The 21,088-nt window shown below is 64.6% G+C and carries 11 protein-coding genes, 1 pseudogene and 1 riboswitch; of the genes and pseudogenes, 5 read left to right on the top strand and 7 right to left on the bottom strand.

What is annotated here, in order from left to right; all coding sequences use genetic code 11:
- Positions 1 to 100: 100 nt before the first annotated feature.
- The 3 genes and pseudogenes from hemE (at position 101) to GCT13_RS17390 (ending at position 5,514) form a co-directional block, all read left to right on the top strand.
- Positions 101 to 1,204, top strand: a complete 1,104-nt coding sequence (hemE, locus tag GCT13_RS17400) for a uroporphyrinogen decarboxylase (protein ID WP_321574421.1) — start codon at positions 101 to 103, stop codon at positions 1,202 to 1,204.
- Between the two features lie 444 nt (positions 1,205 to 1,648).
- Positions 1,649 to 3,907, top strand: a complete 2,259-nt coding sequence (locus GCT13_RS17395; RefSeq protein WP_152760173.1) for a primosomal protein N' — start codon at positions 1,649 to 1,651, stop codon at positions 3,905 to 3,907.
- Between the two features lie 181 nt (positions 3,908 to 4,088).
- Positions 4,089 to 5,514 (top strand): annotated as a pseudogene (locus GCT13_RS17390) (YeiH family protein).
- Positions 5,515 to 5,833: 319 nt separating this feature from the next.
- Here the strand turns inward: GCT13_RS17390 and GCT13_RS48390 are convergent.
- Complete coding sequence (locus tag GCT13_RS48390) at positions 5,834 to 5,995, bottom strand: hypothetical protein (protein ID WP_193727685.1); 162 nt, start codon at positions 5,993 to 5,995, stop codon at positions 5,834 to 5,836.
- A gap of 310 nt (positions 5,996 to 6,305) precedes the next feature.
- Here GCT13_RS48390 and putA point away from each other — a divergent pair, with 310 nt between their 5' ends.
- Both putA and GCT13_RS17375 read left to right on the top strand, forming a co-directional pair.
- Entirely contained in the window at positions 6,306 to 10,280 is a 3,975-nt protein-coding gene (putA, locus tag GCT13_RS17380; RefSeq protein WP_152760171.1) for a trifunctional transcriptional regulator/proline dehydrogenase/L-glutamate gamma-semialdehyde dehydrogenase, read from the top strand.
- A gap of 89 nt (positions 10,281 to 10,369) precedes the next feature.
- On the top strand, positions 10,370 to 11,518 hold the full coding sequence (locus GCT13_RS17375; protein WP_152760169.1) for a branched-chain amino acid ABC transporter substrate-binding protein: 1,149 nt from the start codon (positions 10,370 to 10,372) through the stop codon (positions 11,516 to 11,518).
- A gap of 152 nt (positions 11,519 to 11,670) precedes the next feature.
- On the opposite strand, the gene GCT13_RS17370 is transcribed toward GCT13_RS17375, so the two are convergent.
- From GCT13_RS17370 to gcvT, 6 genes are all read right to left on the bottom strand, one after another.
- A complete protein-coding gene (locus GCT13_RS17370; RefSeq protein ID WP_152760167.1) occupies positions 11,671 to 13,371 on the bottom strand; it encodes a thiamine pyrophosphate-binding protein in 1,701 nt (566 codons plus the stop codon).
- 88 nt (positions 13,372 to 13,459) lie between these two features.
- On the bottom strand, positions 13,460 to 14,848 hold the full coding sequence (locus tag GCT13_RS17365; protein WP_152760165.1) for an L-serine ammonia-lyase: 1,389 nt from the start codon (positions 14,846 to 14,848) through the stop codon (positions 13,460 to 13,462).
- A gap of 97 nt (positions 14,849 to 14,945) precedes the next feature.
- Positions 14,946 to 16,082 carry an alginate lyase family protein gene (locus GCT13_RS17360; protein ID WP_152760163.1) on the bottom strand — a complete coding sequence of 379 codons (1,137 nt, stop codon included), beginning with the start codon at positions 16,080 to 16,082 and terminating at the stop codon, positions 14,946 to 14,948.
- Positions 16,083 to 16,229: 147 nt separating this feature from the next.
- Positions 16,230 to 19,160 carry an aminomethyl-transferring glycine dehydrogenase gene (gene gcvP / locus GCT13_RS17355; RefSeq protein WP_152760161.1) on the bottom strand — a complete coding sequence of 977 codons (2,931 nt, stop codon included), beginning with the start codon at positions 19,158 to 19,160 and terminating at the stop codon, positions 16,230 to 16,232.
- Positions 19,161 to 19,224: 64 nt separating this feature from the next.
- On the bottom strand, positions 19,225 to 19,605 hold the full coding sequence (gene gcvH, locus GCT13_RS17350; protein ID WP_152760159.1) for a glycine cleavage system protein GcvH: 381 nt from the start codon (positions 19,603 to 19,605) through the stop codon (positions 19,225 to 19,227).
- 113 nt (positions 19,606 to 19,718) lie between these two features.
- Complete coding sequence (gene gcvT, locus GCT13_RS17345) at positions 19,719 to 20,837, bottom strand: glycine cleavage system aminomethyltransferase GcvT (RefSeq protein WP_152760157.1); 1,119 nt, start codon at positions 20,835 to 20,837, stop codon at positions 19,719 to 19,721.
- A gap of 88 nt (positions 20,838 to 20,925) precedes the next feature.
- Positions 20,926 to 21,068: riboswitch (glycine riboswitch) on the bottom strand.
- Between the last annotated feature and the right edge of the window lie 20 nt (positions 21,069 to 21,088).

Genomic DNA, 21,088 nt, shown 5'->3' with positions numbered 1-21,088 from the left:
CGGCAGGAAGGCATAGGACAAACAGCGATTGCGGGGATTACGCAGGTTCCTGCCGACGCTCAACGGTTAAAATGCCGCTTTGCCTTCAATTGCAAGCGACGTGGCCCACAACCTCCTCAACGACACTTTCCTGCGCGCGCTGCTGCGCGAGCCGACCGACTACACGCCGATCTGGCTGATGCGCCAGGCAGGGCGCTATTTGCCGGAATACAACGCGACGCGCAGCCGCGCAGGCAGTTTCCTCGGACTCGCGAAGAATCCCGACTACGCGACGGAAGTCACGTTGCAGCCGCTCGACCGCTATCCGCTGGACGCGGCGATTCTTTTCTCCGATATCCTCACCATCCCCGACGCGATGGGTCTCGGTCTCGATTTCCAGGTGGGCGAGGGTCCGAAATTCGCGCGCCCCGTGCGCACCGAGGACGATGTTGCGCGCCTCGCAGTGCCGGATATCGACAGCACGCTGCGCTACGTCACCGATGCCGTGCGTCAGATCCGCACCGCGCTCACCGACGCGCAAGGCCGTCAGCGCGTGCCGCTGATCGGCTTTTCGGGCAGCCCGTGGACGCTCGCGTGCTACATGGTCGAAGGCGGCGGCTCGGACGACTTCAGAACCGTCAAGTCGATGCTCTACGCCCGCCCGGATCTGATGCATCGCATTCTGGATGTCAATGCGAAAGCAGTCGCCGCCTATCTGAATGCGCAGATCGAAGCGGGCGCGCAAGCCGTGATGATCTTCGATACGTGGGGCGGCGCGCTCGCGGATGGCGTTTATCAGCGTTTCTCGCTGCACTATATTCAGCAGGCGGTGAGCCAGTTGAAGCGCGAACACGACGGCAACCGCGTGCCCGTGATCACCTTCACCAAAGGCGGCGGCCTGTGGCTCGACGAGATCGCGGCGACGGGCGTCGATGCCGTCGGACTCGACTGGACAGTCAATCTGGGCAAGGCGCGAGAGCGCGTCGGCTGCAAGGTCGCGCTACAGGGCAACATCGATCCTTCCGTGCTGTTCGCGCCGCCGTCGACGATTCGCATCGAGGCGCGCGCGGTCCTCGACAGTTTCGGCAACTATCCCGGCCACGTCTTCAATCTGGGGCACGGCATTTCGCAGTTCACGCCGCCGGAACACGTCGCCGAGCTGGTCGACGAAGTGCATCGGCACAGCCGCGCGATTCGTGCGGCGGCCGGCAACCAACCGGCATAGGGCGGGCTCATCGCAATGTGACGATTTTGTTGCGACGCAGCGACGCGGGCTGTCGGCCAAAGGGGAAATTAGCGTTCCATAGGCCGCCCAATGGCGCTCTCGACGTTGTCAAGACTTGACTTATGCACATTTGTCACGTTGCGCCGCAGTAGAGGGATTGATTGTCGCATCATGCTCGAAAAAATCGTGGATTTTCGACCAATCCCTTGAGTGACAAGGCTTCGCGGATCTTAAGACAAATGTGCGCTATCCCACAGAGAGGCCCGCGTGGCGCGGTCTTCGGCGCATTCGAGCCGAGTTCTCAACAAAGTTATCCACAGGCGGGGCGGCCGGGGCGCAATTGTCGATGCAAATTCAAAACTTAGCGCCGAAATTGAAGTTTTACTTTAAGTGTGACGCCAGGGGCTGCCAGCCTGTGAATAACCGTCCCGAGGAACGGCGGCTATGCGGATCGACGATCTGACGGGCACTTACGTCCGCGTCGCGCTCGATCATCCGCTGCCGACGCTTTTCGACTACCGCTGCGACGTCGCGCTGTCGCCGGCGCCGGGAATGCTCGTCAGCGTGCCGTTCGGAAAGCGCCACGTGGTAGGGCTTATCGCCGAAGTGACCGCTCACAGTGAGGTGCCGCCCGACCGTCTGAAGTCGGTGGCCGGCGTATGCGCCGCGTGCCCGCCGCTTTCCGGACACTGGCTGCAACTCGCGCAGTTTGCCGCGGATTACTACCGGCGCGGTGTCGGCGAAGTCGCGTTGCCGGCGCTGCCCCAGGCATTGCGCGACGCGGCGCGCTGGGCGCGGCTGCTCGCGCCCGAAGAGCATTACCGTTTGCTGCCCGCGGGCCGCGCCGCGTTGCCGGACGCGCTGCCCGCCCGCGCGAGCGCGCTGCGCCGTCTTGCTGCGGCGTTGGCGGAAGTGGAGTCGCTGCCTGGCGCCGATGCCCGCACCCTGCATCCAAAGGCCACCGCGACGCTCGAAGCGTGGCAAGCCGAAGGCTGGGTCGCGCTCGATGTGATCGATCCCGCCGCACCGCTTCCTCCACAGCATCACGCCCCGCAAAACTCAACGCTGCCGACGCTCACCGACGAACAAACAGCCGCCGTCGAAGCGATCTGCGACGCGCAAGGCTTCGCGCCATTTCTGCTGCACGGCGTGACGGGCAGCGGCAAGACGGAGGTGTATCTGCGCGCGCTGGCGGCGCTGCTGGCGGCGAATCCGCAGGCACAGGCGCTCGTGCTCGTGCCGGAGATCAACCTGACGCCGCAGTTCGAGGCAGCGTTCCGCGCGCGCTTCGCGTCGATGGACGATACAGCGATCGTCACCTTGCACAGCGGCCTGGCCGAAGGCGAGCGCGCCCGCAACTGGTTCGCCGCGCACACAGGGCGCGCGCGCATCGTGCTCGGCACGCGGCTCGCCGTGCTGGCGTCGCTGCCGCATCTGTCGATCATCGTCGTCGACGAGGAGCACGACCCCGCGTACAAGCAACAGGAAGGCTTGCGCTATTCGGCGCGCGATCTCGCGGTCTGGCGCGCGAAGCAGCTTGGCGTGCCCGTCGTGCTGGGATCGGCGACGCCGTCGCTGGAAAGCTGGTGGCAGGTCGAGCAGGGGCGCTACAAGCGGCTGACGTTGTCGCGTCGCGCCGTCGCTGAAGCGGCGCTGCCGACCGTCCGGCTCATCGACCTCGAGGACGAACGGCGGCGCGGACGCGCATCCGTCGACGGACTGTCCGGGCCGCTGATCGCGGCGCTAAAAACGCGCCTCGAACGCGGCGAGCAAAGCCTCGTGTTCCTGAACCGCCGTGGCTACGCGCCGCAACTCGCCTGCGATGCATGCGGCTGGGTCGCGGGCTGTCCGCGCTGCAGCGCCTACGTCGTGCTGCACAAGCCCGAACGCACACTGCGCTGCCACCACTGCGGCTGGGAATCGCGTATTCCGCGCTCGTGCCCCGAATGCGGGAACGTCGATCTCGCGCCGCTCGGGCGCGGCACGCAGCGCGTCGAGGAGGCGCTGGCTACCGCTGTGCCGGGCGCGCGTATCCTGCGCATCGACGCCGACAGCACGCGCCGCAAAGGCAGCGCCCAAGCGCTTTTTTCCGATGTTCATGCCGGCGAGATCGATATCCTCGTCGGCACGCAAATGATCGCGAAGGGGCACGATTTCCGGCGCGTGTCGCTGGTCGGCGTGCTGAACGCCGACACCGCGCTCTTCTCGCACGACTTCCGGGCGAGCGAACGGCTTTTCGCGCAGCTGATGCAGGTGAGCGGCCGCGCGGGCCGCGCCGGACTGCCGGGCGAAGTGCTCGTGCAGACGCGCTATGCGCGGCACGCGCTGTATCACGCGCTGGCTCGCCACGATTACATCGGCTTCGCCAATTCGACGCTTGCCGAGCGCCGCGACGCGCATTTGCCGCCATTCGTCTATCAGGCGATGCTGCGCGCCGAGGGGCGCACGCTCGACGCCTCGCTCACCTTCCTGCAACAGGCCGCGGCGGCGCTCGCCGACATTCCCGCCGCCGCGCGCGTGACGGTCTACGACGCCGTGCCGCTCACCATCGTCAAGGTGATGCATGTGCATCGCGCGCAGTTGCTGATCGAAAGCGCGTCGCGCGCGGCGCTGCAGGCGACGTTACGCGCATGGCAACCCGCGCTGGGCACGATCAAAGGCGTGCTGCGCTGGAGCATCGAGGTCGATCCTCTCGACATCTAGCCGCCCACTCACCGCCCCCTTCTTGCGCGCATCTGCGTGCAAATCCCTTCAAGTCATATCGATAGAGCAAAAGGTCGTTTCGTTTCGCGTTTTCGCTCGACTATATTTCGCCGGATCGGCGCATATTTCATAACAATCGACAACGCTTTCGCGCCGCAACCTCTTCTACCGGGGCAATGCAATGAGCGACACGAAACATACGTTGCCGGCTGGCGCGCAGCCATCGCAACCCGCACCCACCGCGCGCGGCGGCGGACTTTTCTCGACGGAGGACTGGTGGGCCGTGTGGGTCGGCCTGCTGGTGATCGTCGTCGCGTGGGCGCTGTTCGCGTCGGGCAGCAGCATCAAATGGCTCGCGACGGCGCCCGCCAAATGGTCGGACCTCGGCGCGGCCGGGAAGGACTTCGCGAAGCATCTGCCGAACTATGTCGCGCTTTTCATCGTGTTTGCCGCGCTGTTCGGTGTGAGCCTTTCCGCGCTCAAGCAACGGGTCGCGCACTTTTTGCCGTCGTTCGCAATCCTGTTCGTCGCGTCGATCCTGATCTTCGAAGTGGGCGCGTGGGCCAATGCATCGAAGTACAACCTCGAACCGCCGCTCGTCGCGCTCGCGCTGGGGCTCCTGATTTCGAATGTCTTCCGCCTGCCCGAGTGGTTCTCGGCGGGATTGCGCGTCGAGTTTTACATCAAGGTCGGCATCGTGCTGCTCGGCGCGACGCTGCCGTTCACGCTGCTCGTCTGGGCGGGCCCCGTCGCCGTCGGACAGGCGACGATCGTCTCGCTCGTCACGTTCTTCGTGATTTTCTTCGCCGCCAAGGCGCTCGGACTCGACAAGCGCTTTGCCGCCGTGCTCGGCGTCGGCGGCGCGGTGTGCGGCGTATCGGCGTCGATCGCGATCGCGGGCGCGGTGCGCGCAAAGCGCGAGCATGCGTCGGTGGCGATCACGCTCGTGATCCTGTGGGCGATCGTGATGATCTTCGTGCTGCCATTCGTGTCGCGTTCGCTCGGGCTATCGACGGCCGTTGCGGGCGCATGGATCGGCACCTCCGAATTCGCCGACGCAGCGGGAATCGCCGCCGCGCAAGCCTACGGCGACTTCGCGAAGCACGCGGGCAGCGCGATTGGGGGGCGCGCCGGAGGCGTCGCTTCAGGCGTTCACGTTGATGAAGGTGGTGGGCCGCGACATCTGGATCGGCATCTGGGCTTTCCTGCTGGCGATCGTCGCGACGACGCGCTGGGAATCCGGCGAAAACGGCGTTGCAGCGAAAGCCGATGCGCGCGAAGTCTGGGCGCGCTTTCCTAAATTCGTGATCGGCTTCGTGATCGCGTCGGCGCTCGTCACGTGGATCGCGAGCCATTACTCGCTCGCCGACTATCGCAAGGTGGTCACGCCGGAGTTCGTCGCGCCGATTACCGCGCTGCGCACATGGGCGTTCATCTTCTGCTTCTTCAGCATCGGGCTGACGACCCGCATCCGTTCGCTGACGGCGACGGGCGTGAAGCCGTTTATCGCGTTCACCGTCGGCGTGGCCGTCAATATCGCCATCGGCTACGCGCTGTCCGCGCACGTGTTCGCACCGTATTGGAATAGCTTGGGACAGGGCTCGTGAGCGCACCCGCCGTTCTCGACGACAACATCGGTGCGCAGCCCGGCGCGCGCCGCCCTTGCTGCGCGGACTGCCGGTTCCGCGCCGACGATCGGCATTCACTTGAGCAGAGCATTCCGGGCCTCGCTGTCTTCGGTTCGGGATTCGGCGCGAGCGTTGCCGATAGCCGGCTGTGTGTCGTGCACGATCGGCTTGTCGCGCCTCGCGACAATTGCAACCGGTTCTCGCCCCGGCACTGCTGACCTGTCAGGCGGCGAGCGCTCCGTCTGTCAAAGGCGCGCTCGCGTCGCCGTTTCGCCAGCTTGAAAGACGCGCCAGGCCCTCAGACCCGAAACGACTCCGGCTGCTTCACATCGCGCTCGTCATCTTTCACTTCAACGGGCTCCAACGCGTTACGCGACGCGCCGGTGGCGCCACGGATGAACAGCACCATGCACGACGCGAACATCATCCAGATCCCCGTTACCACGATCCACTTTTCCATTCTGGCCACCCCATTTTAGCGAGACTTCGGAATCCCGTACCGTGCGTCGCCGCGCACTTGATGACCGGTATAACGGCGCGATTCGGCTTTCGATAAGGGTGCGTCGAAACAAAACCGATCCAGGGAAAACACCGAGCGCAACCGCGTGCATGGGAACGGTGCACTTCGACTGCAAACCCTTGTGCAGCAAGGCTCGATGAAGGGTGCAACCGATTCATCGAACTGGTTGCACCTTTTTATTGAGAGGGGTACGATTCGGCCAACTTTTTAGTCTTTGGCCGGCGTCTGCCCGGCACATGAAGAAGGAAACATGGCGAGCACCACCCTTGGCGTCAAGGTCGACGACCTTTTGCGTACCCGGCTGAAAGATGCCGCCACGCGTCTCGAACGCACTCCGCACTGGCTGATCAAGCAGGCGATCTTCGCTTACCTCGAGAAGATCGAGCACGGTCAGCTGCCCGCCGAACTGTCGGGCCATCACGGCGCAACCGAGCTGGCCGACGGTGCCGCCGCCGATTCCGACGAGAGCGACGCATCACATCCGTTCCTCGAATTCGCGCAGAGCGTGCAGCCGCAGTCGGTGCTGCGCGCGGCGATCACGGCGGCTTACCGTCGCCCCGAGCCCGAGTGCGTGCCGTTCCTGATCGGCCAGGCGCGTCTGCCCGCGAACATCGCGAGCGACGTGCAGGCGATGGCCACGCGTCTCGTCGAAGCGCTGCGCGGCAAGCGTTCGGGCGGCGGCGTCGAAGGGCTGATCCACGAGTTCTCGCTGTCGAGCCAGGAAGGCGTCGCGCTGATGTGTCTCGCCGAAGCGCTGTTGCGCATTCCCGACCGCGCGACCCGAGACGCGCTGATCCGCGACAAGATCAGCAAGGGCGACTGGCGCTCGCACGTCGGCCACGCGCCGTCGCTGTTCGTGAACGCCGCAACCTGGGGCCTGATGATCACCGGCAAGCTGGTGACGACGAATAGCGAAACGGGTCTGTCGTCGGCGTTGACGCGCATGATCGGCAAGGGTGGCGAGCCGCTGATCCGCAAGGGCGTCGACATGGCGATGCGCCTGATGGGCGAGCAGTTCGTCACGGGCGAGAACATCTCCGAAGCGCTCGCGAACAGCCGCAAGTTCGAAGCACGCGGTTTCCGCTATTCGTACGACATGCTCGGCGAAGCCGCGACGACGGAAGCCGACGCGCAACGCTACTACGCATCGTACGAGCAGGCGATCCACGCGATCGGCAAGGCTGCGGGCGGCCGTGGCATCTACGAAGGCCCGGGCATTTCGATCAAGCTGTCGGCATTGCATGCGCGCTACTCACGCTCGCAGCAGGAACGCACGATGAGCGAGCTGCTGCCGCGCGTGCGCGCGCTCGCGATTCTCGCGCGCCGCTATGACATCGGCCTGAACATCGACGCGGAAGAAGCGGACCGCCTCGAAATCTCGCTCGATCTGCTCGAAGCGCTGTGCTTCGATCCCGAACTGCAAGGCTGGAACGGCATCGGCTTCGTCGTGCAGGCGTATCAGAAGCGCTGCCCGTTCGTGATCGACTACATCGTCGATCTGGCGCGCCGCAGCCGTCACCGCATCATGGTGCGCCTCGTGAAGGGCGCGTACTGGGATACGGAAATCAAGCGCGCACAAGTGGATGGCCTCGAAGGCTATCCCGTGTACACGCGCAAGATCTACACGGACGTGTCGTACCTCGCGTGCGCGAAGAAGCTGCTCGGCGCGCCCGATGCCGTCTATCCGCAGTTCGCGACGCACAACGCACACTCGCTCTCGGCGATCTATCACCTCGCGGGCGGCAACTACTATCCCGGCCAGTATGAGTTCCAGTGTCTGCACGGCATGGGCGAGCCGCTGTACGAAGAAGTCACGGGCCGCGAAAAGCTGAACCGTCCGTGCCGCGTGTATGCACCCGTCGGCACGCACGAAACGCTGCTCGCGTATCTCGTGCGGCGTCTGCTGGAGAACGGCGCGAACACGTCGTTCGTGAACCGCATCGCTGACGAAAGCGTGCCCGTAAAGGAACTCGTCGCCGATCCGATCGAAGAAGCGTCGAAGATCATGCCGCTTGGCGCGCCGCACGCGAAGATTCCGCTGCCGCGCAATCTGTATGGCGCGGAACGCAGCAATTCGATGGGCCTCGATCTGTCGAACGAGCATCGTCTCGCGTCGCTGTCGTCGGCGCTGCTGGCAAGCGCGAATCATCCGTGGCGCGCCGCGCCGATGCTCGAAGACAACGAGATCGCCGTCGGCAATGCACGCGACGTGCGCAATCCGTCGGATCATCGCGACCTCGTCGGCACGGTCGTCGAAGCGACGCCGGAGCACGTGAGCGCCGCGCTCGCGCATGCAGTCGCCGCTGCGCCGATCTGGCAAGCGACGCCCGTCGAAGCGCGCGCCGACTGCCTGACGCGTGCCGCCGATCTGCTCGAAGCGCAGATGCACACGCTGATGGGCCTCGTCGTGCGCGAAGCGGGCAAGTCGCTGCCGAATGCCGTCGCTGAAATCCGCGAAGCAATCGACTTCCTGCGCTACTACTCGGCGCAGATTCGCGACGAGTTCTCGAACGACACGCATCGTCCGCTCGGTCCTGTCGTGTGCATCAGCCCGTGGAACTTCCCGCTCGCGATCTTCATGGGCCAGGTGGCCGCTGCGCTCGCAGCGGGCAATACCGTGCTCGCGAAGCCCGCTGAGCAGACACCGCTGATCGCCGCGCAAGCCGTGCGTATTCTGCGCGAAGCGGGCGTGCCGGCGGGCGCGGTGCAACTGCTGCCGGGCGATGGCGAAACGGTCGGCGCTGCTCTGGTGGCCGATGCGCGTACGCGTGCCGTGATGTTCACCGGCTCGACGGAAGTCGCGCGCCTGATCAACAAGACGCTGTCGAACCGCCTCGACCCCGAAGGCAAGCCAATTCCGCTGATCGCCGAAACGGGCGGCCAGAACGCGATGATCGTCGATTCGTCGGCGCTCGCCGAGCAGGTGGTTGCGGACGTGCTGCAATCGTCGTTCGATTCGGCCGGTCAACGTTGTTCCGCGCTGCGCGTTCTCTGTTTGCAGGACGACGTCGCGGACCGCACGCTCGAAATGCTGACGGGCGCGATGAAGGAACTGGCCGTCGGCAATCCGGACCGTCTGTCGATCGACGTCGGTCCCGTGATCGACGCGGAAGCGAAGCGCGGTATCGATGCGCACATCGCCGCGATGCGCGAGAAGGGCCGCAAGGTCACGCAGCTGCCGACGCCGGACGGCTGCGCAGCCGGTACGTTCGTGCCGCCGACGCTGATCGAGCTCGACAGCATCGACGAACTGAAGCGCGAAGTATTCGGTCCGGTGCTGCATGTCGTGCGTTATCGCCGCAGCGCGCTCGACAAGCTGCTCGAACAGATTCGCGCGACGGGTTACGGACTCACGCTCGGCATCCACACGCGTATCGACGAAACGATCGCGCATGTGATCAGCCGCGCGCACGTGGGCAATATCTACGTGAATCGCAACGTGATCGGCGCAGTCGTGGGCGTGCAGCCGTTCGGCGGCGAAGGGCTGTCGGGCACGGGGCCGAAGGCGGGCGGCGCGCTCTATCTGCAGCGTTTGCTCGCGACACGTCCGGCCGGTCTGCCGAAGTCGCTCGCGCAGACGTTGATGATCGATGCTTCGCAAGGCGCGCCGAATGGTGCATCCAATGGCGCATCGAATGGTGCACCCGGCGGCGCGACAAGCGATAATCCGGCGGCTGCGCTGACGGCGCTGCGCGACTGGCTGATCGCGGAACGCGAGCCGGTGCTCGCCGCGCGTTGCGACGGCTACCTCGCGCACATCCCGGCGGGCGCGACGGCCGTGCTGTCCGGTCCGACGGGCGAGCGCAACACGTACACGCTCGGCGCGCGCGGCACGGTGCTGTGCGTCGCGTCGACGGCAAGCGGCGCGCGCGTGCAGTTCGCGGCGGCGCTCGCAACGGGCAACAAGGCGCTGTTCGAAGGCGCTGCGGGCGAGCAGCTGTATGCTGCGCTCCCCGCCACGCTGAAGCAGCACGCGAGCGTGAAGAAGAACGCCGAAGCATCGTTCGATGCCGTGCTCTTCGAAGGCGACAGCGACGAGCTGCTGACGCTCGTGAAGGATGTCGCAAAGCGCGCGGGGCCGATCGTCTCGGTGCAGGGCGTCGCGGCGCGCGCGCTGGAGAGCGGCGACGAGGATTACGCGCTCGAACGTCTGTTGACGGAACGTTCGGTCAGCGTGAATACGGCAGCAGCAGGCGGTAATGCGAATTTGATGACGATCGGCTGAGCGAACCTCGTTTGATCGATTCAAAAAAAATGGCGCGAGACGGCGACCCCGATCACCGCGCCGTCCACACCTGGTACCAAGGAGAAGATATGCAAAACACGATGAAAAAGCTGGCAGGCGCGACGCTGTTCGCGACCATGTCGCTGGCGGGGGCTGCGCATGCACAGCAGGCCGAAGACGTGAAAATCGGCTTCGCCGGTCCGATGACGGGCGCACAGGCGCACTACGGCAAGGACTTCCAGAACGGCATCACGCTCGCAGTCGAAGACATCAACGCGACGAAGCCGGTGATCGGCGGCAAGCCGGTTCACTTCGTGCTGGACGTGGCCGACGATCAGGCTGACCCGCGCACGGGCACGACGGTCGCGCAGAAGCTGGTCGACGACGGCATCAAGGGCATGCTCGGCCACTTCAACTCGGGCACGACGATCCCGGCATCGCGCATCTACGCGAACGCGGGCATTCCGCAGATCGCGATGGCGACGGCTCCGGAATACACGCAGCAAGGCTTCAAGACGACGTTCCGCATGATGACCTCGGACACGCAGCAAGGCTCCGTCGCGGGCACGTTCGCGGTGAAGAACCTGGGCATGAAGAAGATCGCGATCGTCGACGACCGCACGGCTTACGGCCAGGGTCTCGCCGACCAGTTCGAGAAGGCTGCGAAGGCTGCGGGCGGAACGATCGTCGATCGTGAGTTCACGAACGACAAGGCTGTCGACTTCAAGTCGATCCTGACGAAGCTGAAGTCGGTCCAGCCGGATCTGATCTACTACGGCGGCGCCGATTCGCAGGCCGCACCGATGGTCAAGCAGATGAAGACGCTGGGCATCAAGGCTCCGCTGATGGGCGGCGAGATGGTGCACACGCCGACGTTCCTGCAAATCGCAGGCGATGCGGCTAACGGCACGGTGGCTTCGCTGGCGGGTCTGCCGCTGGAAGAAATGCCGGGCGGCAAGGACTATGTCGCGAAGTACAAGAAGCGCTTCGGTGAAGACGTTCAGACGTACTCGCCGTACGCCTACGACGGCGCAATGGCAATGTTCGACGCGATGAAGAAAGCGAACTCGACGGATCCGGCCAAGTACCTGCCCATCCTCGCGAAGACCAACATGTCTGCTGTGACGACCAAGGATCTGGCCTACGATACGAAGGGCGATCTGAAGAACGGCGGCATCACGCTGTACAAGGTCGTCGATGGCAAGTGGACGACGCTGCAAAGCGTGGGCGGCAAGTAATCGCCGTTAAGCCGTGCGGCGCCCGGTTGTTGTTGACTGAGCGCTGCTGGCTGATCGATTGATAAAAGCCTCGCAGAGTTTTTGCTCTGCGAGGCTTTTTGTTTTTATGCCGCGTATGCCGCCGGTCGTGCGCGCACTTGTGCGCGCCTGCATCACTCTCCGCGCAACTTTCTACCCTGCGCGCGAATCTGTTCGAGCGTCGCGCCCGGCGTGCTCGCTTCCTGCAGCATGCGGATTTCGATGACGGCAGGCTTCTTCGATTCTTGCGCGCGCTTGAACGCAGGCATGAAGTCTTCCGTTCGCTCCACCGTTTCGCCGTGCGCGCCGAACGACTCCGCGAATGCCGCGAAGTCCGGGTTCGTCAGGCCCGTTCCGTGGACGCGGTTGGGATAGTGCCGCTCCTGATGCATCCGGATCGTGCCGTAGTGGCTGTTGTTCACCACGATGAAGATCACGGGCAGTTCGTACTGCATCGCCGTCGCAAGCTCGGACGACGACATCATGAAACAGCCGTCGCCTGCAAACGCGACGACCGTTCTGTCCGGATACATCGACTTCGCCGCGATCGCAGCGGGAACGCCGTAGCCCATCGCGCCGCTCGTCGGTGCCAACTGCGAACGGAAATGACGGTACGCGAAATGCCGGTGCAGCCACGTCGCGTAGTTGCCCGCGCCGTTAGTGAGGATCGCGTCCTTCGGCAGATGCTCGCGCAGTTGCTGCATGATCTCGCCAAGCTGGACGTCGCCGGGGATCGCGCGTGGCTTGCGCCATTCGAGGTACGCGTCGTGCGCCTCTTTTGCCGTGCCTTCCCAGGCCAGCTTCGCCGATGGCTTGAGTGCCGCGAGCATCGATGCGATTTCCGGCATGCCGGAGACGATCGGGAGATCGGCCGCATAGACGCGGCCCAGTTCTTCCGCGCCTTGATGAACGTGGATCAGCGTCTGCTTCGTCTTCGGAATGTCGAGCAGCGTATAGCCGCCCGTCGTCGCTTCGCCGAGGCGCGGGCCGAGTGCGAGCAGCACGTCCGCATCCTGAATGCGCTTCGCGAGCACGGGATTGATGCCGAGGCCCACATCGCCCGCATAGTTCGCGTGCTCGTTGTCGAGCGTGTCCTGAAAGCGGAATGCGAGGCCAATGGGCAACTGCCAGTTTTCGATGAACGTGCGCAAGTCGTCGCACGCTTGCGGCGTCCAGCCGCTGCCGCCTGCAATGACCATCGGCTTTTTCGCGCCTTCCAGCAGGCCGCGCAGCCGTTCGATCTGCTGCGGCGCCGGCGCCGCGGCCACGCGTTGATATGCCGGCGCGCCCGGCATCACGGCACATGCTTCGCTCAGGACGTCTTCAGGCAGCGACAGCACGACGGGACCAGGCCGGCCCGATGTCGCCGTATGGAACGCGTGGCTCATGTACTCGGGAATGCGGCGCGGGTCGTCGATTTGCGCGACCCACTTCGCCATCTGTCCGAACATGCGTCGATAGTCGATTTCCTGGAACGCCTCGCGATCGAGATGCTCGCGCGCGCATTGGCCGATCAGCAGGATCATCGGCGTCGAGTCCTGAAACGCCGTGTGCACGCCGATAGATGCGTGCGTCGCGCCCGGGCCGCGCGTGACGATTGCCACGCCGGGACGGCCCGTCAGTTTGCCGACGGCTTCAGCCATGTTGGCCGCCGCCGCCTCGTGACGGCACACGACCGTCTGAATCCGCGAAGTCTCGTCGTGCAGCGAATCGAGCACCGCCAGAAAACTTTCGCCGGGCACGCAGAACACGCGCTCGACGCCATGCGTCAACAGCGCGTCGACCATGAGCCGCGCGCCAGTTGTCATAGATGAAGCATCGGAAGACAGCGACATTGCGAAGACACCTCCAGTCAGAAGAGCTTCGACAGCTTACGCCGAGACCCGCGCCGATGTCATTCGTAAAAGCGGCATCAACATGCGATCAACATTCGATGATGTTCACCGCAAGCCCGCCGCGCGACGTCTCCTTGTACTTGGTTTTCATGTCGGCGCCCGTTTCGCGCATCGTCTTGATGACGGAATCGAGCGACACGTAGTGACTGCCGTCGCCGCGCAGCGCCATACGCGCCGCGTTCACCGCCTTCACGGAAGCCATCGCGTTGCGCTCGATGCACGGAATCTGCACCATGCCGCCGACGGGATCGCACGTGAGGCCCAGATTGTGCTCCATGCCGATTTCAGCGGCATTCTCGACTTGCAGCGGCGTGCCGCCCATCACGGCCGCGAGCGCGCCCGCCGCCATCGAGCACGCGACGCCCACTTCGCCTTGGCAGCCGACTTCCGCGCCGGAGATCGACGCGTTCAGCTTGTACAGAATGCCGATGGCGGCCGCCGTCATCAGGAAGTCGAACACGCCTTGCTGGTTCGCGTTCGGCATGAAGCGCGTGTAGTAGTGCAGCACAGCGGGGATGATGCCCGCCGCGCCGTTGGTCGGCGCCGTGACCACGCGTCCGCCCGCTGCGTTCTCTTCGTTCACGGCGATCGCGTACAGGTTGATCCAGTCGACCATCGACAGCGGGTCCTGCAATGCGCGTTCCGGATTGCCCGTCAGCGCGCGATACAATTGCGGCGCGCGGCGCTTCACCTGGAGCGGACCAGGCAGGTTGCCGTTGGCGTCCGGATTGTTGATGCCGCAGCCGCGCGCGACACACGATTGCATCACGTCCCAGATCTTCAGCAGGCCCGCGCGCGTCTCTTCTTCCTTGTGCCATGCGCACTCGTTTTCCCACATCAGTTGCGCGATGCTCTTGCCCGTCGCCTTGCACATCTCGAGCAGTTCCGCGCCCGTGCTGAACGGATGCGGCAACTGACCGACAGCCGACAGCACTTTCGTATTCGGCGCGCCCGCCGTCACGACGAAGCCGCCGCCCACCGACAGATACGTCGATTCGCGCAGCGTCTCGCCGTTCGCATCGAAGGCGCGCAGCTTGAGGCCGTTCGGGTGCTCCGGCAGCGCCTGCCGGTAGAACGAAATGTGCTCCTTCTGCACGAACGGAATGTCGTGCTTGCCGAGCAGCGCGAGCGTGCGCGACGTGCGAACCTGTTCGAGACGCGCGGCGATCGTATCGGGATCGACGGTATCGGGCGCATCGCCGAGCAGGCCGAGCATCACGCCGCGATCGGTGCCGTGGCCCTTGCCCGTTGCACCCAGCGAGCCGTACAAATCCACCTTAACCGATGCCGTGTTGTCGAGCAGCCCATCGCGCTCGAGCCCTTGCGCGAACATCAGCGCTGCACGCATGGGACCGACCGTGTGCGAACTCGACGGACCGATGCCGATTTTGAAGAGATCGAAAACGCTGACTGCCATGACTGCTCCTGCTAACAAGAATTTCGTTTGTGCTGCACTGCGTGGGTAACGCGGCAGCAGAATGTGCCGAATACGGCGACCAATGCGCGACGCGTGATCAACGCGCCGGCAACGGCAGGCACACGGCGAGCCACGCGGGCGGCGTCGGTGCCAGTTTCAGCGCGACGGGCGTGTAGCGTCCGTCGAGCCGCGCGGCGAGGTGATACAGCTCGGCCGCATTCTTCGGGTCCCACTGTCCGCTGTAGCCCGGCATGCCGGCTTCGCGGCGCTTTGCATCGAACGGCACGCTCGAATGCACGAATTCATCGTGTGTCTTCGCGCCGCTTGCGTAGGGCGTGAGCCAGTTCAACGCGGCGGCGAGCGTCGCGCCGCCCGGCGCGCGCTCGTTGAGCCAGTTGCGGTTGTGGCGGCGTGCCGCAAGCGCGGCCGTCACGAGCGGCTGAAGATCGTAGGTCACGTAGTGCAGCGCATCGCGTTCGCCGAAATCGACGGTCGTGCCGTCGGGCGCGATGTTGTCGTTGACGTGCTCGACGTACAGACGCTGCGCCGCGTCGATCATCTTGCGGTTGTCGAGCGTGAACGCCGCCATCGCTATCAGTTTGACCCGATGACTCTGCCAGTTGTTTCGGAACGTGCCCGTCAGCGGCCGCTTTTGCGCGTCGATCTGAGCGATGTAGCCGTTGGCGAGTTTCGTGAGGAAAGCCATCGTCGCGTTGCGCGTCTTGACGGGCAGTGCGCTCGCGGTCATGTCGTACGCGAGGATCAGCCCTTCGAACGGCGTTTCGTCGATGGGATTGAACGACGGCTCATAGGTCGTCACCCATGCATACAGCAGACGGTCGACGAGTTTCAGGTAGCGGTCGTCGCTGGTTGCGCGCCACGCGAGCGCAGCATCGCGCAGCAGATCGAGGTCTTTCTCCGCGTCCTTGCTCTGATCGTAGATGCCTTCATGCGGCAGCGTGCCTTCCGTATGCAATTGGCGCACCGCGTGCGCAGGCTCGGTCAGGTGCGCTTGAACATTGCTTACCAGTGCCTTGACGCCCGGATCGGCGTTGGTGCGCTCGCTGGTTTGCAGCGCAGGCGCGGCGCAGAGGTTCATCGCGGCGTGTGCGCTTTGCGCGCAGAACGCGGCGACCATCATCAACAGCGCCGCAAGCGGCGAGGGGGAAATGCGTTGTTGCGGCGCACGCGTACGATGTGTCCGGGATTGCATCATTCGCACCTGTCGCACCATGCGAAACTCCTTCGTTGGGCTGAGTCGGTGTGTGATGGTAACGGTTTGACGCGCCAAGCAACAGAACAATGGACAGAACCGCGCGACACGTTTCGACGCGACGCGCGGTTCACATTACTTCAACATATCGATGCGCTGAATACGGCCTTATTCGTAGTCCGCCATCGGCACGCACGAGCAGAACAGATTGCGGTCGCCATACGCGTTGTCCGCACGGCCGACGGGCGGCCAGTACTTCTTCGCGACGAGCGAAGGCAATGGATACGCCGCCGTCTCGCGTGCATAACCATGCGCCCATTCGTTCGCGACGACGACAGCCGCCGTGTGCGGCGCGTGCTTCAGCGGATTGTCTTCGCGATCGCTGCGGCCTTCTTCGACAGCACGGATTTCATTGCGAATCGCAATCATCGCCTCGATGAAGCGGTCCAGCTCTTCCTTCGATTCCGATTCGGTCGGCTCGACCATCAGCGTGCCCGGCACCGGGAAGCTCATCGTCGGCGCGTGGAAGCCGTAGTCCATCAGACGCTTCGCGACGTCGTCGACGCTGATACCGCTCGTTTCCTTGATGGGACGCAGATCGAGAATGCACTCGTGCGCGACCAGTCCGCCCGGGCCCGAGTACAGCACCGGGTAATGCGGCGCGAGCTTCTTCGCGACGTAGTTCGCGTTGAGGATCGCGGCTTCGGTCGCGGCCGTCAGGTTCTTCGCGCCCATCATCGCGATGTACATCCACGAGATCGGCAGGATCGACGCCGAGCCATACGGCGCAGCGGAGACAGCGCCGATGCCGTTCGCGTCGCGCTCGTAGCCCGTCGACGTCTGGTTCGGCAGGAACTTCGCCAGATGCGCGCCGACAGCAACGGGACCGACACCCGGTCCGCCGCCGCCGTGCGGAATGCAGAACGTCTTGTGCAGGTTCAGGTGCGAGACGTCGCCGCCGAACTGGCCCGGCGCGGTGAGGCCGACCATCGCGTTCATGTTCGCGCCATCGACATACACCTGGCCGCCGTGCGCATGCACGATCTCGCAGATCTCGCGGACGTTCTGCTCGAACACGCCGTGCGTCGACGGATACGTGATCATGATCGCCGCGAGCTTGTCGGCATGCTGCCCGGCCTTCTTCTTCAGGTCTTCGATATCGACGTTGCCTTGCGCATCGCACGCGACGACAACGACCTGCATGCCCGCCATATGCGCGGACGCCGGGTTCGTGCCGTGCGCCGAAGCGGGAATCAGACAGACGTTGCGATGACCTTTGCCGCGCGACTCGTGATACGCGTGGATGATCAGCAGGCCCGCGTACTCGCCTTGCGAGCCTGCGTTCGGTTGCAGCGACACGGCCGCGTAGCCGGTGGCCGCGACCAGCATCTGTTCGAGCTGATCGATCATTTCGCGGTAGCCGACCGTTTGCTGAGCGGGTGCGAACGGATGGATCTGACCGAACTCGGGCCACGTGACGGGCAGCATTTCCGACGTGGCGTTGAGCTTCATCGTGCACGAGCCGAGCGGAATCATCGAGCGGTCGAGCGCGAGGTCCTTGTCCGCGAGGCTGCGCAGATAGCGCAGCATTTCCGTTTCCGAATGGTGACGGTTGAACACGTGATGCGTGAGATACGCGCTTTCGCGTTCGAGCGCTGCCGGGAACGTGTTCGATTGAGCGAGCTTCGCGTCGAGTTCATCGATTTGCGGCACGTCGCTGACGAACGCGGCTTGCGCGAATGCAGCGAGCAGATCGGCGAGATCGGCGCGTGTCGTGGTTTCGTCGATCGAAATGCCGACACGCGTGTCGCTCACGTGGCGCAGATTGATGCGCTTGGCCGTCGCCGCGTCGTGCAGCGCCTGCGTGCGCGTGCCCGTTTCGAACGTGAGCGTGTCGAAGAACGTCTCGTTGACCAGCGTGTAGCCGAGTTGCTTCGCGCCTTCGGCGAGCAGCGCGGCGATGCGGTTCACGCGCTGCGCAATCGTCTTCAGGCCGCGCGGGCCGTGATAGACGGCGTACATGCTGGCCATGATCGCGAGCAGCGCCTGCGCGGTACACACGTTCGACGTCGCCTTTTCGCGGCGGATGTGCTGTTCGCGCGTTTGCAGCGCGAGACGCAGCGCGGCATTGCCCTGCGCGTCGACGGTGACGCCGACGAGACGCCCCGGCATCTGGCGCTTGAACTCGTCGCGCACGGCGAGGTACGCAGCGTGCGGACCGCCGAAGCCGACGGGCACGCCGAAGCGCTGCGAGTTGCCCACTGCAACGTCCGCGCCCCATTCGCCCGGCGGCGTGAGGATCGTCAGCGCGAGCAGATCGGCGGCGGCGACCACGTGGCCGCCCGCTGCGTGGATCGCGCCGGTGAGCGCGCGATAGTCGAGCACGTCGCCGTCGACGCCCGGGTATTGCAGCAGCACGCCGAACGCATTTGCGTTAGCGGCATCGGCTGCCGGGCCGACTTTCACCTCGATGCCGACGGGCTCCGCGCGCGTCTTGATGACTTCGATGGTTTGCGGCAGCACGTCGTCTGCCACGTAGAAAATGTTCGACTTCGGCTTGCCGACGCGTTGCAGCAGCGTCATCGCTTCGGCGGCGGCCGTCGCTTCGTCGAGCAGCGATGCGTTCGAGATCGCGAGCCCCGTCAGGTCGACGATCATCTGCTGAAAGTTCAGCAGCGCTTCGAGACGGCCCTGCGAGATTTCCGGCTGATACGGCGTATAGGCCGTGTACCACGCCGGATTTTCGAGCACGTTGCGCAGGATGACGGCGGGCGTGTGCGCGTTGTAATAGCCCTGGCCGATGTACGAGCGGAACACCTGGTTCTTGTCCGCGAGTTCGCGCAGCGCGGCGAGCGCTTCGGCTTCGCTCTTCGGCTGGGCGAAGGGGCCGAGCGGCAGCGCGTCCTGGCGGCGGATCGTCTTCGGAATCACCGCGTCCATCAACGCGGCGCGCGATGCGAAGCCGAGGGCTTCGAGCATCGACTGCTGATCGGCCGCATCCGGGCCGATATGCCGTTCTGCGAAGGCGTCATGCACTTCGAGCGCGGCGAGCGAGAGGGGAGTGCGGTTCATCAGATGATCCGGGTGTTCGAGCTTCATTGAATGTTCCTGCCGGCGCGGCGCTCGCCAGTCGTGAACGCCGCGCCTGTCGTGAGTAGATGACTTATTCGCCGATCGACTTGCCGTATGCCGCGGCGTCCATCAGGTGATCCTGCGATGCGCCCGCAGCCGGCTTGATCTTGAACAGCCAGTTGTCGTACGGCGCGCCGTTCACGGCATCGGGCGTATCGGTGACGTTTGTGTTCGCTTCGATGATCTCGCCCGAGACGGGCGCGTAGATATCGGAAGCCGCCTTCACCGATTCGATGACGGCGACGGTATCGCCCGCCGAAACGGTTTGCCCCAATTGCTGCACTTCGAAGAAGACGATGTCGCCGAGCGCTTCTTGCGCGTGGTCGGTGATGCCGACCGTCAGCGTGCCGTCCGCTTCGGTGCGGACCCATTCGTGCGATTCGGTGTATTTCAGATCGGCCGGGATGCTCATCGGATGCTCCTAAAACGGTTTGATTCGGTTGACTTGATGGATGGGACGCACGCGACGCTTTAGTGTCTGTCTGGTGACTGTCTCGTGACGCTCATCGCGAGCTCGGGTATCGATCAGCTCACGAGCACTTTGCCGTTGCGCACGAATGGCAGTTTAACCACGCTGGCGGGAAGTGCCTTGTCACGTATCTGCACGTGCACGACATCGCCCGGCTGCACACCTTTCGGCACGCGCGCGAAGGCGATCGATTCCTGCATGGTCGGCGAGAACGTGCCGCTCGTGATTTCGCCTTCGCCGTGCGGCGTGACGACCTTTTGATGCGCGCGCAGCACGCCCGCCGCCTTGCCGTTGTCCTTGTGCAGGATCAGGCCGACGAACGACGACTTCGAGCCGTCCGCTTCGAGCTTCGCGCGGCCGATGAAATCGCGCGGCGCGGACAGGTCGACGGTCCATGCGAGACCGGCATCGAGCGGCGACACGTTGTCGTCCATGTCCTGGCCGTACAGGTTCATGCCTGCCTCGAGGCGCAGCGTGTCGCGCGCGCCGAGGCCCGCGGGACGCACGCCTTGTGCCTGCAGCGCGTTCCACAACGCTTCTACGTGAGTGGCGGGGACGATGATTTCGAAGCCGTCTTCGCCCGTGTAGCCGGTGCGCGCGACGGTCAGCTCGCCAAACGGCGTATCGGCGACGCGCGCCGCGTTGAACGGCTTGAGGCCTTCGCTGGCGGCGCGTGCGGCAGGCACCGTCGCCCAGACTTTTTCGCGCGCGTTCGGGCCTTGCACGGCGACGATCGCGTAGTCGCGGCGCGGCTCGATCGTGAGGCCGAAGCCTTCGGAGTCGTTGAGCTTGTTGAACCAAGCGACGTCTTTCTCGGCCGTGCCGGCATTCACGACGACGCGGAAATGGTCTTCGGAGAAGTAGTAGACGATCAGATCGTCGATCACGCCGCCTTCGGGGTTCAGCAGGCACGAATAGAGCGCCTTGCCCGGCGTCTGCAGCTTGCCGACGTTGTTGGCCAGCGCGCGCTCGAAGAACGCGCGCACGCGTTCGCCCGTGAAATCGACGACGCACATGTGGGACACGTCGAACATGCCTGCATCGGTGCGCACGGCGCGATGCTCTTCGATCTGCGAGCCGTAGTTGACGGGCATGTCCCAGCCGCCGAAGTCGACCATGCGGGCATTCAGCACGCGGTGCGTGGCGTGGAGCGGGGTGTGTTTGAGTTCGGTCATCGGGGCCTCGGGCGTCGCTAAACAGGAAAGGCCATGCGGCGAAATCCCTCGCGGCCTGATCCCACTGTGGGCCAACGAGCGATTACTGCATGCCCCCTCTGTCCTCGATACCTGAGAGATTGCGCCGCCGTCAGCGAGTGCTGGATGGCGTGGCGCGCGCCCCTTCGGTGGGCAGCTTGCGCGTGCAGCATGTGTGCATCGGCGCTACTGCCGCTCTCCAGAGTGCGAAAAATGCGCGCTCATTCGAATGA

Origin of the sequence: Paraburkholderia franconis, assembly GCF_009362735.1 — a bacterium.
In the GTDB taxonomy this organism is placed as follows: domain Bacteria; phylum Pseudomonadota; class Gammaproteobacteria; order Burkholderiales; family Burkholderiaceae; genus Paraburkholderia; species Paraburkholderia franconis.
Note: the sequence above shows the minus strand (reverse complement) of the source record. Positions and strands in the feature narration are given on the sequence as shown.

What these genes read in the sequence shown, in the direction of transcription:
- GCT13_RS17375 (WP_152760169.1), top strand. Translation starts at nt 10,370, where the DNA reads ATGCAAAACACGATGAAAAAGCTGGCAGGCGCGACGCTGTTCGCGACC.
- GCT13_RS48390 (WP_193727685.1), bottom strand. Translation starts at nt 5,995, where the DNA reads ATGGAAAAGTGGATCGTGGTAACGGGGATCTGGATGATGTTCGCGTCG.
- GCT13_RS17360 (WP_152760163.1), bottom strand. Translation starts at nt 16,082, where the DNA reads ATGGTGCGACAGGTGCGAATGATGCAATCCCGGACACATCGTACGCGT.
- gcvP (WP_152760161.1), bottom strand. Translation starts at nt 19,160, where the DNA reads ATGAAGCTCGAACACCCGGATCATCTGATGAACCGCACTCCCCTCTCG.
- GCT13_RS17395 (WP_152760173.1), top strand. Translation starts at nt 1,649, where the DNA reads ATGCGGATCGACGATCTGACGGGCACTTACGTCCGCGTCGCGCTCGAT.
- gcvT (WP_152760157.1), bottom strand. Translation starts at nt 20,837, where the DNA reads ATGACCGAACTCAAACACACCCCGCTCCACGCCACGCACCGCGTGCTG.
- GCT13_RS17365 (WP_152760165.1), bottom strand. Translation starts at nt 14,848, where the DNA reads ATGGCAGTCAGCGTTTTCGATCTCTTCAAAATCGGCATCGGTCCGTCG.
- putA (WP_152760171.1), top strand. Translation starts at nt 6,306, where the DNA reads ATGGCGAGCACCACCCTTGGCGTCAAGGTCGACGACCTTTTGCGTACC.
- GCT13_RS17370 (WP_152760167.1), bottom strand. Translation starts at nt 13,371, where the DNA reads ATGTCGCTGTCTTCCGATGCTTCATCTATGACAACTGGCGCGCGGCTC.
- gcvH (WP_152760159.1), bottom strand. Translation starts at nt 19,605, where the DNA reads ATGAGCATCCCGGCCGATCTGAAATACACCGAATCGCACGAATGGGTC.